This is a genomic window from Sinorhizobium sp. 22678 (genome assembly GCF_052044265.1).
Lineage (GTDB): Bacteria > Pseudomonadota > Alphaproteobacteria > Rhizobiales > Rhizobiaceae > Sinorhizobium > Sinorhizobium meliloti_A.
This window is the reverse complement of sequence record NZ_JBQEMS010000044.1, coordinates 1-16,932: the sequence shown is the minus strand read 5'-3', so window position 1 is coordinate 16,932 and position 16,932 is coordinate 1. Positions and strand designations below refer to the sequence as shown.

General features: G+C 62.6%; 14 protein-coding genes and 1 tRNA gene. 10 read left to right on the top strand and 5 right to left on the bottom strand.

The features are described 5' to 3' along the window. Positions 1-226 precede the first annotated feature (226 nt). A complete protein-coding gene (locus ACTJKL_RS31305; protein WP_127710713.1) occupies positions 227-1,174 on the bottom strand; it encodes a LysR family transcriptional regulator in 948 nt (315 codons plus the stop codon). Between the two features lie 251 nt (positions 1,175-1,425). On the opposite strand from ACTJKL_RS31305, the gene ACTJKL_RS31300 reads away from it, so the two are divergent. Genes ACTJKL_RS31300 through ACTJKL_RS31275 form a run of 6 tightly spaced genes read left to right on the top strand, consistent with a single transcriptional unit; the run spans position 1,426 to position 7,657 of the window. Beyond that, complete coding sequence (locus ACTJKL_RS31300; protein ID WP_440854693.1) at positions 1,426-2,631, top strand: beta-hydroxybutyrate-binding protein; 1,206 nt, start codon at positions 1,426-1,428, stop codon at positions 2,629-2,631. Between the two features lie 11 nt (positions 2,632-2,642). Then, entirely contained in the window at positions 2,643-3,431 is a 789-nt protein-coding gene (locus tag ACTJKL_RS31295) for an ABC transporter ATP-binding protein (protein WP_127710711.1), read from the top strand. After that, entirely contained in the window at positions 3,428-4,129 is a 702-nt protein-coding gene (locus tag ACTJKL_RS31290; protein ID WP_275597255.1) for an ABC transporter ATP-binding protein, read from the top strand. The genes ACTJKL_RS31295 and ACTJKL_RS31290 overlap by 4 nt, the downstream gene beginning before the upstream one ends. Positions 4,130-4,132: 3 nt before the next feature. Further along, on the top strand, positions 4,133-5,020 hold the full coding sequence (locus ACTJKL_RS31285) for a branched-chain amino acid ABC transporter permease (RefSeq protein WP_440854692.1): 888 nt from the start codon (positions 4,133-4,135) through the stop codon (positions 5,018-5,020). Position 5,021: 1 nt separating this feature from the next. Then, on the top strand, positions 5,022-6,014 hold the full coding sequence (locus ACTJKL_RS31280; RefSeq protein WP_100674582.1) for a branched-chain amino acid ABC transporter permease: 993 nt from the start codon (positions 5,022-5,024) through the stop codon (positions 6,012-6,014). A gap of 47 nt (positions 6,015-6,061) precedes the next feature. Continuing rightward, positions 6,062-7,657: a GMC family oxidoreductase gene (locus ACTJKL_RS31275; RefSeq protein ID WP_440854691.1), complete on the top strand. Its 1,596-nt coding sequence runs from the start codon at positions 6,062-6,064 to the stop codon at positions 7,655-7,657. Positions 7,658-7,805: 148 nt separating this feature from the next. On the opposite strand, the gene metH is transcribed toward ACTJKL_RS31275, so the two are convergent. The 4 genes from metH to ACTJKL_RS31255 form a co-directional block, all read right to left on the bottom strand. After that, positions 7,806-11,579, bottom strand: a complete 3,774-nt coding sequence (metH, locus tag ACTJKL_RS31270) for a methionine synthase (protein WP_440854690.1) — start codon at positions 11,577-11,579, stop codon at positions 7,806-7,808. A 178-nt stretch (positions 11,580-11,757) separates the two neighbouring features. Continuing rightward, on the bottom strand, positions 11,758-12,921 hold the full coding sequence (gene pmi / locus ACTJKL_RS31265) for a mannose-6-phosphate isomerase Pmi (RefSeq protein ID WP_440854689.1): 1,164 nt from the start codon (positions 12,919-12,921) through the stop codon (positions 11,758-11,760). A gap of 10 nt (positions 12,922-12,931) precedes the next feature. Then, positions 12,932-13,426 (bottom strand): heme-degrading domain-containing protein, encoded by a 495-nt coding sequence (locus ACTJKL_RS31260; protein WP_411932313.1) that lies wholly within the window; start codon positions 13,424-13,426, stop codon positions 12,932-12,934. Between the two features lie 74 nt (positions 13,427-13,500). Then, positions 13,501-14,397, bottom strand: a complete 897-nt coding sequence (locus ACTJKL_RS31255) for an ROK family protein (protein ID WP_026169173.1) — start codon at positions 14,395-14,397, stop codon at positions 13,501-13,503. Positions 14,398-14,698: 301 nt separating this feature from the next. Between ACTJKL_RS31255 and ACTJKL_RS31250 the strand changes: the two genes are divergently transcribed. The 4 genes from ACTJKL_RS31250 to ACTJKL_RS31235 all read left to right on the top strand — a co-directional run. Then, positions 14,699-14,775, top strand: a tRNA-Arg gene (locus tag ACTJKL_RS31250). A gap of 167 nt (positions 14,776-14,942) precedes the next feature. Then, a complete protein-coding gene (locus ACTJKL_RS31245; protein ID WP_440854688.1) occupies positions 14,943-15,188 on the top strand; it encodes a BrnT family toxin in 246 nt (81 codons plus the stop codon). Next, a complete protein-coding gene (locus tag ACTJKL_RS31240) occupies positions 15,188-15,508 on the top strand; it encodes a BrnA antitoxin family protein (RefSeq protein ID WP_440854687.1) in 321 nt (106 codons plus the stop codon). The genes ACTJKL_RS31245 and ACTJKL_RS31240 overlap by 1 nt, the downstream gene beginning before the upstream one ends. A 378-nt stretch (positions 15,509-15,886) precedes the next feature. Then, the coding region (locus tag ACTJKL_RS31235) for a calcium-binding protein (protein WP_440854686.1) at positions 15,887-16,932 on the top strand (1,046 nt) is incomplete at its 3' end.

Genomic DNA, 16,932 nt, shown 5'->3' with positions numbered 1-16,932 from the left:
CAGCAGCGCCGCCGCCCTCGTCAGTGATCGGGCTTATAGACCCCCACCCTCCGACACGTCAACAACGATTTTCAAAAAATCAGCAGAAAATCGTAAGTGACTGTTTTTAAAGGGTGTTTATTCCTGCGTCTGCAAACCGGGCCGGAAACCGGCAGGCGGGGCATCCATTTTGGGACCCTCGCGCCGGGAAAGGCCCTGCGTTTGCCTCTCATATATGGTTAACGAGCTATTGACGTTCAAGAACCCGTCGCGGACCGGTCGATGCGAGCGGCGTCTCACGCAGGAAGCAGCCTCGGTTTTCGGTCGCGGCATCCACCAGGAAATCCCGTACGGCCCTCACCCGGGGTATCGCGATCAGATCGCGGTGGCAAATCAGCCAATAGGTCCGTTTCAGCTCGATTTCATCCGGCAACACAATCTCGAGGTTGGGTTCATCCTGCGCCATGAAGTGCGGGAGCACGCAAAGACCTAATCCCTGGCGCACCGCCTTCAACTGGGTGAGGATGCTCGAGCTTTGAAAATGGGCGCGCAGCCCCGGCTGTATCTCGCCCAGATAATCGAGTCCCGGCGTGAAGATCATGTCGTCGATATAACCGACGAAGCGGTGGGAGCCGAGATCGCTGCGTGTGCGGATCGGCGGCTGCCCGGCGAGATAGCTGCGTGCCCCATAGACATGCAGCGTATAGGGCGTCAGCACTTCGGCATGGTAAGCTCCGGCTTTCGGTGCGGCAAGCGCCACCGCGATATCCGCCTCCTTGCGCGACAACGACATGATCTGTTGGATCGCCACGAGCTCGAGCGAGATGTTCGGATAGCGCTCGGCGAACTCCCCAAGCCGGTCCGCGAGGAAGAAGTTGCCGAAACCCTCGAGCGTACTCAGCCGTACGACACCGCGTTGCGCCGTCATGCCGTCGCTGATGTCGAGCTGCAGTTGCTCCGTCTCCCGCTCCATGCGCTCGGCCGTTTCGACGAAGCGTTGGCCCATGGTCGTCAGCACGTAGCCCCGGGGGTTGCGCTCGAAGAGCTTGACCTTGAGTGCGAATTCCAGCCGGTCGATGCGGCGCGAGACGGTCGCGTGGCTCGTCCGCAGGCGTCGCGCTGCCGTCGAGAGCTGGCCCGTTCGCGCGACCGCGAGGAAGAACTGCAGATCGTCCCAGGTAAAATTCGGATTCATGTCCCTCCCCTTCTGTTCAAAAATGAACAGATGCTGTTTGCAATTTAAGGGTCGACCGACTTGCTTCCAAGCAGAATTTTCTGGATGGTAAACATCGCGGCCGACATTTGAGGAGCATGTCTGGTCAAATTTGAACAGAGCGATGTGGGGAGGCGGCCGAGGTCTCGAAAGGGCACGGCCGAGCCCTATGTGTATCCGCACGGCGGCTTCGCATCGCCCTTTAAAACATAGAACCTTTGGGAGGAGGACAAATGCACAAGAAACTGATCGCCACGCTCGCAATGGTGCTCGCCGGCAGCACCGCCGCCCTTGCCGACGCATCCGACGGCAAGGTCAAGATCGGCATTCTCAACGATCAATCCGGTGTCTATGCCGATTTCGGCGGCAAATCCTCCTACGAGGCGGCGCTGATGGCCGTCGAAGACTTTGGCGGAAAAGTGCTCGGCGTCCCGGTCGAGGTGGTGACCGCCGACCATCAGAACAAGCCCGATATCGCCTCCAACATTGCGCGGCAATGGTACGACACCGAGCAGGTCGACAGCATCATGGAGCTGACCACCTCCTCCGTTGCGCTTGCCGTGCAGGCGATCTCGAAAGAAAAGAAGAAGATCGACATCGTCACCGGGGCCGCAACGACGGAGCTCACCGGCAAGCAGTGCAGCCCCTACGGCTTCCATTGGGCCTATGACACCCACTCGCTCGCGGTCGGCACCGGCGGCGCGCTGGTCAAGCAGGGCGGCGACAGCTGGTTCTTCCTGACCGCCGACTATGCCTTCGGCTATTCGCTGGAAGAGAATACCGGCAACTATGTCAAGGAGAACGGCGGCACCGTCGTCGGAGCCGTCCGCCATCCGCTTGCAACCACCGATTTCTCCTCCTTCCTGCTGCAGGCCCAGTCCTCGGGAGCCAAGGTGATCGGTCTTGCCAATGCCGGTCTCGACACCTCGAACGCCATCAAGCAGGCGGCCGAGTTCGGCATCGTCCAGGGCGGGCAACGCCTGGCGGCCCTGCTCTTCACGCTGGCCGAGGTCCACGGTCTCGGCCTCGATGCGGCGCAGGGGCTGACGCTCACCGAAGGCTTCTACTGGAACCGCGACGAGGAGAGCGCCAAGTTCGGCAAGCGCTTCATGGAGCGCACCGGCAAAATGCCTAATATGGTTCATGCCGGCACCTACTCGGCCGTCCTGCAATATCTGAAAGCGATCGAGAAGGCCGGAACGGACGAGACGGAAGCTGTCGCCAAAGAGCTGCACGCTCTTCCGGTCGACGACGTCTTTGCAAAGAACGGGACGGTCGCGCCGAACGGGCGGATGATCCACGACATGTATCTTCTCGAGGTCAAGAAGCCGGACGAGAGCACGGAGCCCTGGGACTACTTCAAGGTTCTCGCGACCATTCCCGGCAAGGAAGCCTTCATCGACCCGGCCCAGAGCGGCTGCGAGCTCGTGAAGTCCTGACCGGCAAGACGATGACAGTCGCCATGCCTTTGGAGAATGGAGCGCCGCGGGTGGTTCTGTCCGCCCGCGGGCTCCGCCGCGACTTCGGCGGCTTCACCGCCGTCAAGGACGTCGACCTCGATATCCATCATGCCCGCGTGCATGCGCTGATCGGCCCGAACGGGGCCGGCAAGACCACCGTCTTCAATCTCCTGACGAAGTTCCTGCAGCCGACCCATGGCACGATCACCCTGCTCGGCGAGGACATCACCAGGACCGCGCCCGACAAGGTCGCCCGCATGGGTCTGGTACGCTCGTTTCAGATCTCGGCGGTGTTCCCACACCTGACCGTGCTCGACAATGTCCGCGTCGCGCTGCAACGGCCGAATCGCCTTGCGACGCAGTTCTGGAAATCCTTGTCGTCGCTCGACACCCTCAACGGCAAGGCCGAGCAGCTGATCCGTTCCGTCGGTCTCGACAGGGAGGCGAACGCCCTCGCCGCGGACCTCTCCTACGGTCGCAAGCGCGTACTCGAAATCGCCACGACGCTGGCGCTCGAGCCGAAGGTGCTGCTCCTCGACGAGCCCATGGCCGGCATGGGGCACGAGGACGTCGGCATGGTCGCCGAGATCATCCGCGAAGTGGCGCGCGAGCGCGCAGTGCTGATGGTCGAGCACAACCTCTCGGTCGTCGCGACGCTCTGCCATCACGTCACCGTCCTGCAGCGCGGCGAGATCCTCGCGGAAGGCGACTATGCGACGGTCTCGGAGGATCCGCGCGTCCGCACAGCCTATATGGGCACGGAGGAGGCCTCCAGATGAAACCGCTTCTCAAGGTGGCCGGCCTTAACGCGTGGTACGGCGAAAGCCACGTCCTGCATGGCGTCGACATGACCGTCGGCGAAGGCGAAATGGTCACGCTGCTCGGCCGCAACGGCGTCGGCAAGACGACGACCCTGCGCGCGATCATGGGGATCGTGCGCGAGCGCAGAGGTGAAATCAGCTTCGCCGGCGAGGATCTGATACACGTGCCTCTCCACCGCGTCGCCCATCGCGGCCTGGGATTCGTCCCCGAGGAGCGCGGCATCTTCTCGACGCTTACCGTCTACGAAAATCTTTTGCTGCCGCCGGCGGTCGCGAGAGGCGGCATGACGATCGACGAGATTTTCGAGCTTTTTCCCAATCTGCACGAGCGCCGCAACAGCGCCGGGACCAAGCTTTCCGGCGGCGAGCAGCAGATGCTGGCGATCGCCCGCATCCTGCGGACCGGAGTCCGGATGATGCTGCTCGACGAGCCGACCGAGGGGCTTGCCCCGGTGATCGTGCAGCGCATCGGCGAGGTCCTGAAGAAGCTGAAGGAACGCGGCATCACCGTTCTCCTGGTGGAACAGAACTTCCGTTTCGCGAGCAAGGTCGCGGACCGCTTCTACCTGATGGACCATGGGCGTGTGGCCGGCGAGTTTCCGGTTTCGGAGCTTTCCGCGCGCATGGACATGCTGCATGATGTGCTCGGGGTGTAGACCATGACGATGATTTTCGGAATTCCACTCCAGGCCTTCCTCGGGCAGCTGCTGATCGGGCTCATCAACGGCTCCTTCTATGCGCTCCTGAGCCTCGGCCTCGCCATCATCTTCGGGCTCCTGCGCGTCATCAACTTCGCCCACGGCGCGCAGTATATGCTCGGCGCCTTCATGGCCTGGCTGCTGCTATCCTATTTCGGCATCGGCTATTGGCCGGCGCTCATTCTCGCGCCCCTTCTCGTCGGCCTCATCGGCGCCGTTATCGAGCGCACGATGCTGAGACGGCTCTATACGCTCGATCCGCTCTACGGCCTCCTCTTCACCTTCGGCCTGGCGCTCACCATCGAAGGCACCTTCCGCTATCTCTACGGCGCGTCCGGCCAGCCCTATGCGACGCCGGCGCTGCTGACGGGCGGGGCCAATCTCGGCTTCATGTTCCTGCCTATCTATCGCGGCTGGGTCATCGTCTTTTCGCTGGTGATCTGCCTCGGCACCTGGCTCATAATCGAGAAGACCAAGCTCGGCTCCTATCTGCGCGCCGCTACGGAAAATCCGGTCCTGGTGCAATCCTTCGGCATCAACGTGCCCTTCCTGCTGACGCTGACCTACGGGCTCGGCGCGGCGCTCGCCGCAATTGCCGGAGTTCTCGCGGCGCCGATCTACCAGGTCTCGCCGCTGATGGGATCGAACATCATCATCGTCGTCTTCGCAGTGGTCGTCGTCGGCGGCATGGGCTCGATCATGGGCGCGATCGTCACCGGTTATCTGCTGGGTATCGCCGAAGGATTGACCAAGGTCTTCTATCCGGAGGCCTCCAACATCGTGATCTTCGTGATCATGGCCATCGTTCTCCTGCTGAGGCCCGCGGGTCTCTTCGGTCGGGATGCTTGATATGACGCTGACACTCGAACTCGCGAAGCAGAAGGAACGCTCGCCGGCCATCGTTCAGACGGTGTTTCTTGGCGTCGGCCTTGCCTGCCTGCTGCTCGCGCCCCTGTTCTTCTACCCCGTCTTCCTCATGAAGATCCTGTGCTTCGCGCTCTTTGCCTGCGCCTTCAATCTGCTGCTCGGCTATACCGGGCTGCTCTCCTTCGGCCATGCCGCCTTCTTCGGCGGCGCGGCCTACTTCACCGCGCATGCGGTCAAGGAATGGGGCGTGCCGCCCGAACTCGGCGTCCTCTTCGGCGTCGTCGGCGCTGCACTTCTCGGCGCGGTCGTCGGTTTCTTCGCGATCCGCCGGCAGGGCATCTACTTCGCCATGATCACGCTGGCGCTGGCCCAGATGTTCTATTTCTTCTGCCTCCAGGCCGGGTTCACCCGCGGCGAGGACGGCATCCAGTCGGTGCCCCGCGGCCATCTCCTCGGTTTCATCGATCTCTCGCAGCCGACGAACATGTATTATTTCGTGCTCGCCGTCTTCGTCATCGGCATCGCCATGATCTGGCGGATCATAAATTCGCCCTTCGGCATGATCCTGAAATCGATCCGCGAGAACGAGACGCGCGCGATCTCGCTCGGCTACTCGGTCAGGAACTACAAGCTCGCAGCCTTCGTGATGTCGGCGGCGCTTACCGGGCTTGCCGGCGGTCTGAAGGCACTCGTCTTCCAGTTCGCGACGCTGACCGACGTCAGCTGGCAGATGTCCGGTGAGGTCATCCTGATGACGCTTCTCGGCGGCATAGGAACGCTGATCGGGCCGCTCTTCGGCGCGGGTCTCGTCGTGACGCTGCAGAACTATCTGGCGACGTCGGAATTTCCGGTCACGATCATAACCGGCATCGTCTTCATGGTCTGCGTGCTTCTGTTCCGCCGCGGCATCGTCGGCGAGTTCTACAACTCCCGGCTCGGCCGCAGGCTCGGCTTCGAGCATCGACACAAGCATTGACCAAGCATCGGTCCGAACCACGTCGGGCCTCGACATAGAGAAAACCAATGGACACGTTCGACTTCATCATCGTCGGAGCGGGCAGCGCCGGCTGCGTGCTCGCCAACCGCCTGTCGGAAGACCCGGACCACCGCGTGCTGTTGCTCGAGGCCGGCGGCAGCGACAATTATCACTGGATCCACATTCCGGTCGGCTATCTCTATTGCATCAACAATCCGCGCACCGACTGGTGCTTCACCACGGCGGCGGAGGAGGGTCTCAACGGCCGGTCTCTCGGCTACCCGCGCGGCAAGGTGCTCGGCGGCTGCTCCTCGATCAACGGCATGATCTACATGCGCGGGCAGGCGCGAGATTACGACCTCTGGCGCCAGCTCGGCTGCCCCGGCTGGAGTTGGAACGACGTGCTGCCGTTCTTCAGGAAATCCGAGGACCATTACCGCGGCGCCGACGACATACACGGCGCAAGCGGCGAATGGCGGGTCGAGAAAGCGCGCGTGCGTTGGGCGGTGCTCGACGCCTTCCAGAAGGCTGCGACCGAAGCGGGCATTCCGGAGACCGACGACTTCAACCGCGGCAACAACGAGGGCTCCGGTTATTTCGACGTCAACCAGCGGTCCGGCATCCGCTGGAATACGGCCAAGGCCTTCCTGAAACCTGCCAGGAACCGGCGGAACCTTACGATCCTGACGAAAGCCCATGTCCGCCGGCTCATTCTCGAAGACGGCCGCATCGCCGGCGTCGAGTTCCAGCATGACGGAATCACGAAAGGCGCCCGGGCGCGCCGCGAAACCGTGCTCTCGGCCGGGGCGATCGGCTCGCCGCATATCCTCGAACTCTCCGGAATCGGCCGGCCTGACGTGCTGCGCGAAAACGGCATCGAGGTCCGCCACGAGCTGCCCGGTGTCGGCGAAAACCTGCAGGATCATCTGCAATTGCGTCTCGCCTATAAGGTGACCGGCGTCCCGACGCTCAACGAAAAGGCGACTTCACTTTTCGGCAAGGCCGCGATCGGCCTCGAATATCTTGTCCGCCGCTCCGGCCCGATGGCCATGGCGCCGAGCCAGCTCGGTATCTTCACGCGATCGGGCCCGGAGAAGGAAACGCCGGACCTGCAGTATCACGTACAACCGGTGACGCTCGAGAAATTCGGCGAGCCGGTACACCCCTTTCCCGCCATCACCGCGAGCGTCTGCAATCTGCGGCCGGAGAGCCGCGGTTCCGTACATCTGAAAGGCCCGGATTTCGCCGCGGCGCCGGACATCCGCCCGCGCTACCTGACGGCCGAGGCCGACCGGGACGTGGCCGTGAAGTCGATCCGGCTCACCCGCCGCATCGTCGCGCAGCCCGCTTTCGCCCGCTACAATCCCGTCGAGTTCAAGCCCGGGTCGAACTGCGAGACGGACGAGGAGTTGAAACGCGCGGCAGGCGACATCGGCACGACGATCTTCCATCCCGTCGGTACCTGCCGCATGGGTGGCGACCCCGATAGCGTCGTGGATCCCGAGTTGCGGCTGCGCGGCATTGCCGGCCTGCGCATCGCCGATGCCTCGATCATGCCGACGATCACCTCCGGCAACACCAATTCTCCGACGATCATGATCGCCGAGAAGGCGGCTCAGATGATCCTGGCTGGGGGCCGCTAGAGCACTTCCAGGAAAAGTGTGTAACGGTTTTCCGTCCGGAAGTGCGTTGGATCAAATTGTTAGAGCATTTCAGCGTTTCCATGAAACCTTGAAATGCTCTAGCCAACACCTGGAAACGGCGCAGGTCCGGACGGATGAATTCCGCGGCCTACTCCGCCGCTTCCGTCTCCTGCATCGGCACGTAATTGAGGATCGGCGACAACCAGCGCTCGACATCGCGGACGCTCATGCGCTTGCGATCGGCATAGTCCTCCACCTGATCGCGCTCGATCTTTGCGACACCGAAGTAATAGGAATCGGGATGGCCGACATAGAGGCCCGATACCGAAGAACCCGGCCACATCGCAAAACTTTCGGTGAGCCTGACGCCGATAGCGGCTTCCGCATCCAGGAGCCGGAAAAGCGTCTCCTTCTCCGTGTGGTCGGGCTGCGCAGGGTAGCCGGGCGCAGGGCGGATGCCCGCATAGGGTTCGGCGATCAGTTCCTGCGGCGTGAAGGCTTCGTCCGGAGCATAGCCCCACAGCTCCTTGCGGACATATTCATGCATGCGCTCGGCAAAGGCCTCTGCGAAGCGGTCCGCAAGCGCCTTGACCATGATCGAGGAATAGTCGTCGTTCGCCCGCTCGAAGCGTTCGGCGATCGCCACCTCCTCGATGCCGGCCGTCACCACGAAACCGCCGACATAGTCCCGCTTGCCGCTCGCCGCCGGTGCGACGAAGTCGGCAAGGGCGACATTCGGCCGGCCGTCACGCTTCACCATTTGCTGACGCAGCGTGAAGAAGGTGGCAAGCTCGGCTTCGCGCACCTCGTCGGTAAAGAGGCGGACGTCGTCGCCCATGCCGGCGGCCGGCCAGAAGCCGATCACGGCCTTCGGGGCGAACCATGCCTCGGCCACGATCTTTTCGACCATCGCCTGCGCATCCTCGAAGAGCTGGCGAGCGGCAGCCCCCTGGCGTTCGTCATCGAGAATCTTCGGGAACACCCCCTTCAACTCCCAGGTCTGGAAGAACGGCGTCCAGTCGATATAGCGGGCCAGTTCGGCGAGGTCCCAGCCCTCGAAAATACGCGTGCCGAGGAAGGACGGCACCTTCGGCTGGTGGGCGTCCCAGTCGATCCGAAGGGCATTCGCCCGCGCCTGCGAAAGCGGCAGACGGCGCTTCTCGGCTTCGTTGCGGGCATGTGCGTCGGCAACCTTCAGATACTCCGCGCGGACCGTCTGCTTATAGGAGTCGCGGACTTCCGGCGAGAGCAGGCTCGACACGACGCCGACCGCGCGGCTGGCGTCGGTGACATAGACCGTTTGGCCGAGGCTGTAACGCGGATTGATCTTCACCGCCGTGTGCACGCGGCTGGTCGTCGCCCCGCCGATCAGCAGCGGGACATCGAAGCCCTCCCGTTCGAGTTCGGAAGCGACATGCGCCATCTCGTCCAGCGACGGGGTGATGAGGCCGGAAAGACCGACGATGTCGACCTTCTGTTCGCGCGCCACTTCGAGGATCTTAGCCGAGGGCACCATGACGCCGAGGTCGATGATCTCGTAATTGTTGCAGGCGAGCACGACGCCGACGATGTTCTTGCCAATGTCGTGCACGTCGCCCTTGACGGTCGCCATCAGGATCTTGCCGGCACTCTCGCGCGCCTCGCCGCCGCCATTGGCGCGCTTCTCTTCCTCCATATGGGGGAGCAGCACCGCAACGGCCTGCTTCATCACCCGGGCGGACTTGACCACCTGCGGCAGGAACATCTTGCCGGAGCCGAAGAGATCGCCCACGACGTTCATCCCGGCCATCAGCGGCCCTTCGATGACATGCAGCGGCCGCTCGGCGGCAAGCCTGGCTTCTTCCGTATCGGCTTCGATGTATTCGGTGATTCCGTTGACGAGCGCATGTTCGAGCCGCTTCTCCACCGGCCATTCGCGCCAGGCAAGGTCCTTCTCCTTGCCCTGGCTCCCGCCCTTCCCGCGATAGCGCTCGGCGATCTCCAGGAGGCGCTCGGTCGAATCGGCCCGGCGGTTGAGCACCACGTCCTCGCAGGCTTCGCGCAGCTCCGGGTCGATCGCGTCATAGACGGCAAGCTGTCCGGCATTGACGATGCCCATGTCCATGCCGGCCTGGATCGCGTGATAAAGGAAGATGGCGTGCATCGCCTCGCGCACCGGCTCGTTGCCGCGGAAGGAGAAGGAGAGGTTCGACACGCCGCCGGAGACGTGGACATGCGGCAGTGCCGCGATGATCTCTTGCGTCGCCTCGATGAAGTCGACGCCGTAATTGTTATGCTCCTCGATGCCGGTCGCGACCGCGAAGATATTCGGGTCGAAGATGATGTCCTCCGGGGGGAAGCCAACCTCTTGCGTCAGCAGGCGATAGGCCCGCCGGCAGATTTCCACCTTGCGGGTCTTCGTATCGGCCTGGCCTTTCTCGTCGAACGCCATCACCACCACAGCGGCGCCATAGGCGCGCACGAGGCGCGCGTGGTGCAGGAAAGCCTCCTCGCCTTCCTTGAGCGAGATGGAATTCACCAGCGCCTTGCCCTGAACGCATTTGAGCCCGGCTTCGATCACCTCCCATTTGGACGAGTCGATCATTACCGGTACGCGGGCGATATCCGGCTCGGAGGCGACGAGGTTCAGGAACTCGACCATCGCGCGCTTCGAATCGATCAGGCCTTCGTCCATGTTGACGTCGATGATCTGGGCGCCGTTCGCCACCTGATCGCGCGCCACATCGAGTGCGGCGGCGTAGTCCCCGGCCGTGATCAGCTTGCGGAACTTCGCCGAGCCGGTGACGTTGGTGCGTTCTCCGACGTTGACGAAGGGGATCTCGTCGGTAAGCGTGAAGGGTTCGAGGCCGGAAAGCCGCATGCGGCGATCGATCTCGGGCACCCGGCGCGGTGGATATTTGGCGACCGCTTCAGCGATGGCGCGGATATGGGCCGGCGTGGAACCGCAGCAGCCGCCGACGATGTTGACGAGACCATCGCGGGCGAAGCCCTCGACCTGCACCGCCATCTGCTCCGGACTTTCATCATAGCGGCCGAACTCGTTCGGCAGGCCCGCATTCGGATAGGCGCAGACGAGCGTGTCGGCGACCGCCGAGAGCTCGTCTATATGGGCCCGCATCGCATTGGCGCCGAGCGCGCAGTTGAGTCCGATCGTAAACGGCTCCGCATGGCGCACCGAATACCAGAAGGCCGTGGGCGTCTGGCCTGAGAGGGTACGGCCGGAGAGATCGGTGATCGTTCCGGAGATCATCACCGGCAGGCGGACCGCCTTTTCGGCAAAGACTTCCTGCGTGGCGAAGATCGCCGCCTTGGCATTCAGCGTATCGAAGATCGTCTCGATCAGGATGATGTCGGCACCGCCGTCGATGAGGCCCCGCACCTGCTCGGCATAGGCGAGCCTCAGATCGTCGAAGCTGACGGCCCGATAGCCGGGATTGTTGACGTCCGGCGAGATAGACGCGGTGCGGTTGGTGGGGCCGAGCGCGCCTGCCACGAAGCGCCGCCGGCCATCCTCCGCCTCGGCCCGTTTCGCCGCCCGCCGCGCCAGCCGCGCGCCGTCGCGATTGAGATCGTAGACCGTGTCCTCCATGCCGTAATCGGCCTGGGCGATCCACGTCGAGGAGAAGGTGTTGGTTTCGAGGATATCAGCGCCGGCGATGGCGTAGTGGTAATGAATGTCCTCGATCGCCTTCGGCTGAGTGAGCGTCAGGAGGTCGTTGTTGCCCTGCTGATGGCAGGCGCACCCACCGAAGCGTTCGCCGCGGAAGTGATCCTCCACGAAACCGAGCTGCTGGATCTCCGTTCCCATGGCGCCATCCATGATGAGGATGCGTTCAGCCGCCGCCCGGGCGACCTGCCGGAAAATTTCCGAACCATCCGGCTTGGGCGAGACGTTTCCAAAGAGGGCGTCGGCGGCGGACATGGGAGATCTCCCGTTCTGAAAACGACAAAGAATTATCGATTTACTCACATAAAGATATCTTTATGTCAACATACGTGATGGTCACAATTGCAGATGGGTGAATAAAAAGCGGCCCGCCGCGGGTGCGGGGGCCGATAAGAGAGCGGGATGAGGAGAAGCGTGTGCGGTCTTCCGCCGGTCACATCCGCTTGAGGCAATCTTCCACTTCATAGATCGCGCAAAGAATATGATAGAAGGTGCTTGCTGGCGCCGGTTCTTCGACAAAGGTGCCATCCGCCTTCTGCTTGTCGCGCCAGAGGCCGCGGACAGGCACGTCCAGAAAGCGCTGCAGCGCCCCCATGGCGCGTCCAGCCGAAGCGAGATAGCGCTCTTTCTCCGCACCTTCGGTCAACGCCGCAAATCGGATCGCCGCCTTCAGCCACTCCGTCTGCGGCCAAAGCCGCGCTGTTGGATCGGCAACGGAGAAATCGTCGAGGAGCGTCATGACGATCACGTCCCGCTCGCGGCATGTTCCATATTTCTCGCCGATATCGAAAAGCCGCCGGGCCTCGACGATCGCCTGCGCATTGCCGCGCCGTTCCGCCCAGCGCAGGAGCAGCCATGCCCATTCGAAATGATGCCCCGGCTCGACGATACGGCCCTTTTCGCCGGGGAACGGCGCCCAGTCGTGATCGAAGAATTCGCGCAGCGCCCCGCTCCCGGCGTCGATGAACCGGTCCATGGCCAGATGCGCAATCTCGTCGGCGAGATTGGCCCAGGCGACGCGGTCGAATCCTTCCGCCTCCTCGCTTGCGAGGCAGGCTTCGAAGAGATGCATGTGCGGATTGGAGCCGAGCGGCAGGCGCGGCGGTTCGTCCTCCTCGAAGCCGGCGAGCGGATGCTTGCAACGGGTTTCGAGCCGCCGCCTGAGTTTGTCGCTGCGCCCCACCATCTCGGCTCCGCGCTCCGGCAGGACTTCCGCCAGATGGGCGAAGGCGAGCAAGGCGAAAGCCTGGTTGTAGAGGTCGAAGGAAGCGTCGATGAGCTTGCCGTCGGCATTGGCCAGCGCCCCGTAAAAGCCGCCCGGCTGTCCATAGACGCGGTCGAAATAAAGAAGGCCGCCTTCGGCGGCGGTGCGCCAGTCTCCATGCCAGCCACGCCGGCCGGCCGCGGCGAAGCAGTAGACCTGCCGGGGCTGCACGCGGGAGCGGCGGTCGGCCCGCGTCGGTTCGCCTTTCATGTCGATCGTCTCGACGAAGCCGCCACCCTCCCCGTCGAAGCCTTTCTGCCGCCAGAGCGGCAAGGCAGCATCGTTCAGCCAGCCCGCGAGTTTGCCTGCCTGGAGATGAATATCCATGCCCATCCGCTTTCCGTCAGCTTTCCAGCTTCAGCGCGTCGTGATCCGCGCCGAGAAGTTCTGCCAGCGCCTCGACCACGAGATTATGGTCCTCCCGCTGCGGCAGGCCGGAAACGGTGACGGCGCCGATGCAGCCCGTTCCCTTGACGACGATCGGGAAGCTGCCGCCATGGGCGGCAAACTCGGCATCCGGCAGGCCGAGCTTCGCCTGCAAATTCGTTTGCTGCTTGAGAAGGCTGAGCCCGGTGGCGTAGCTGCTCTTGAACAGGCGGAACACCGTGTTGCGCTTGCGGCGCACCCAGTTCGGATTGTCCGGCGTCGCCCCATCGAGGGCCGCATAGAAGACCTGCATGGAAAAGAGCGTGATGTCGATGACGCAGCCGAGCTTGCGTTCCGCGGCCATCCGGCGAAGCGTTGCGCCCAGCTTCCAGGCCGTATCGAGATCGAAGCGGTCGAACTGCAATTGCTGCTCCTGCAGCGCAATCCGGCGCAGATCATTGTCTATGTTCATGATGCCTCCGCTTGGTCAGTGGTCGAACTGGACGAGTGCGATGCGCGATCCTGCAAAATTCCCCCGCCTGGCGATTAATCCTTCCAAAGCCATGCGGCGCCGCGCACGCCGGAACTGTCGCCGTGCACCGCCTTGCGGATCGGCGTCTCGAAACTGTCGCCGAAGAGATATCTGGTGATCGATGCCGGCAACTCGCCGTAAATCTCGTCGACATTGGACATGCCGCCGCCGAGCACGAAGACGTCGGGATCGACGATGTTGGTCAACAGCGCGAGGCTGCGGGCCAGCCGGTCGACGAAGCGCTCGTAGACACCGATTGCCACCGGATCGCCCGCGCGCTTCGCCTCGATGATGTCCCGCCCGCGCCGGTCCGTCCCGGTCGTCATGCGGTAGTCGAGTTCCAGACCGGTGCCGCAGGCATACATGTCGAGACAACCGAGCTTGCCGCACCAGCACCTGTGCCCCGGATATTCGTCCTTCGTCATCCAGGGCAGCGGATAATGGCCGATCTCGGCCGCGACGCCCTGGTAGCCGGCGTGAACCTTCTTGCCGATCGCCAGACCCCCGCCATGGCCCGTACCGACGATCACGCCGAAGACGACGCCCGCGTCCTTGCCCGCCCCGTCGACGGCTTCGGAGACCGCAAGGCAATTGGCGTCGTTGGCCAGGCGCACCTCACGTCCGAGCGCAGCCGCAAGATCCCGCCCGAGCGGCTTGCCGTTGATGAGCACCGCATTGGAATTGCGCACGATGCCGGTGCGCGGATTGGGACTGCCGGGTATGCCGATGCCGATCGAGCCGCGCTCGCCGGCGGTGCTTTCGGCCGAGGCGACGAGCTCTACGACGGCACGGACGCAATCCTCATAGCCGCTGGTGGGTGTCGGGACACGATGGCGGGCACGCGTCTCGCCGTCGCGATCGAGCGCGATGACCTCCATTTTCGTGCCGCCCCAGTCAATTCCGATAAACATATATCTGGTCTTTGGGATAAAGATCGTTGGCGAGAAACGCGGCAGCCTCTCCTCCGGCGCCGCGGGCCTTGCTTAGCATCCACCGTATCGGGGACGCTAGTGGGATGAGGAAAACTGTGTGCGGTTTGCTGCCCGCATGCCGCTCAAACGACTTGAATCGATCACCTTCATGATTTTGAGCCCACCCGGCCCAAATTCTTCGGGATATGCTCCCGATCTTCGGGAGCGCCTGCAAATCGGCTGCGATCGCCGAAAAACACTTGGCGAAAGAGCCTCGCTTTTGTATGGGTCTATTCCGAGTGGTCCCGTAGCTCAGCAGGATAGAGCACCAGATTCCTAATCTGGGGGTCGCGCGTTCGAATCGCGCCGGGATCACCATCTGGCGGACAAGAGTTGATGCGACCACTTGCAGAGCGCCGCTAACCGTCTGCCGCCTCCATAACTCTGTCCGTCATCGTTCCATTCCATTTCCGTACGTACAGGAATAATTTTCGTACATACATTATTTCCTTGCACGGCTTTGCATACTTATTGTACATACAATTATGAAGGTCATCTGGGACGAACCGAAGCGCATCGCCAATATCGAGAAGCACGGCCTCGACTTCGCCGACCTGTCGCTCGAATTCTTCCTTGCCTCTCTCGTCGTCCCGGCGAAGAATGGCCGTTCCAAAGCTATCGGCCGCCTTCAAGACGGAACGGTCGTCGTGATCTTCGTCACCCTGGGCTCCGAGGCGCTGTCGGTAATATCGATGCGCCCGGCCCGGAAAGATGAAAGGAGCCTGCTCTGATGGCTAGCAAATACAGGCGCCAGGAAGAGTTCCAGCCCGGGCGCGGCTACTCCAAAGAGGACTGGGACGCGGTTTCCGACAATCCCCCTTTGACCGAGGAGGAACTGAAACAGGCGCGTCCATTCAAGGAGGTCTTTCCCGACCTCGCGGAGAAGATCGAGAAGGCTCGCGGCCGTCCGAAGGCGAACACGACCAAGACTCCCGTCACAATCCGCCTCGATCCTGATGTCGTGGAGCATTACAAGGCGACCGGCAAAGGCTGGCAGAGCCGAATGAATGACGACCTTAGAAAGGCCGCCGGGTTGAAGAAGGCCGGCTAGCTTACTTCTCCCGCACTCTTACCTGACGGTCTGGTCATAGGCCTGCCGCGGCTGTTGCCTTCTGCCGCCTTTAAGTCAGGTTACGGCGGGGCTGGAAAGAGCCTTATGACCGTTACGCTTGCGAAGCATTAATCCGCAATCGGCCAAGCCTTTCAGCATTCGTCAAAGGGATAGGGCTTGCGCTTGCTCCCGAAACTTTCCGGTAGCTGAAAGCTCTCCGAGAGGCGGGAAAAAACGTTATCCACACAACTGCCGCCCTTTTCCTTTCGCGTAAACAACAGCTTGTTCCACGCGCGCAATTCCGGCGTAAGGCGTGTCACCGTTACGCCTCATTCGAACTTCACCACCCCCGCCGTCAAAACAGCAGGGAGTAAACGAATGAACATCAATGGAACCAACGTCGCCAACAAGCTCATGGGTACGAATCTTGCGGACACGATCCGCGGCTATGATGGCAGTGATTCCATTTGGGGTAATGCCGGTGACGACTATCTCGACGGCGGGCTTGGCAACGACTTGCTCTATGGCGGGCTTGGCAACGACTTTTTCAAGGCCGGAGCGGGCGATGACTACGCGGAAGGCGGCGACGGCAATGACAGCTTCGACGGCGGCGCGGGCGCCGACACGCTGATCGGCGGGCTCGGCAACGATATCTTTTCCGGCGAAGACGGCAATGACATCATCAACGGCGGCGATGGCCATGACCATATCCTCGGAGACGCCGGCAACGACCAGATCTATGGGGGCGCCGGCGAGGAATACATCGACGGCGGAGTGGGAGACGACATCATCTATGCCGGCTCTGGAAACGACGGCTTCAACAACCGCATTGATCCCGCGACGGGCAAGCTGACGCAGCAGGCGGTCGGTGGTGGCGCCGGCAACGATACGATCTACGGCGAAGAGGGCAATGACGCCCTGAAGGGCCAATCCGGAAACGACCGGGTCTATGGCGGCATCGGCGACGACATCGTCGATGGCGGCGACGGGAACAACTACCTCGATGGCGGTGATGGGAATGACGTGCTCGACTCCGAGGGCGGCATCGACGAAGCCCACGGCGGTAACGGTAACGATCGGATTGCCGCAGGCGCCGGCAACGATCGGGCATTCGGGGATGCCGGAGACGATATCCTGACGGGCGAAGCTGGCGACGACGTGCTTGCTGGCGGCCTCGGCAACGACCTTGTCATTGCCGGAGACGGAAACGACACGCTTCGCGGCGACGCGGGCAGAGATACCCTGCTTGGCGACGCGGGAAGCGACATCCTGTGGGGTGGCGCCGATGCCGACCGCTTCGTCTTCAAGGGCGCGGGTTCGCTCGTCGGACGGGACTCCGTGATGGACTTCCAGGACGGCACGGATCTATTTGTCCTGGAGAAATTAGGCATCAAGCAATATTCAGCCTCCGGCGCCGCCGGCAC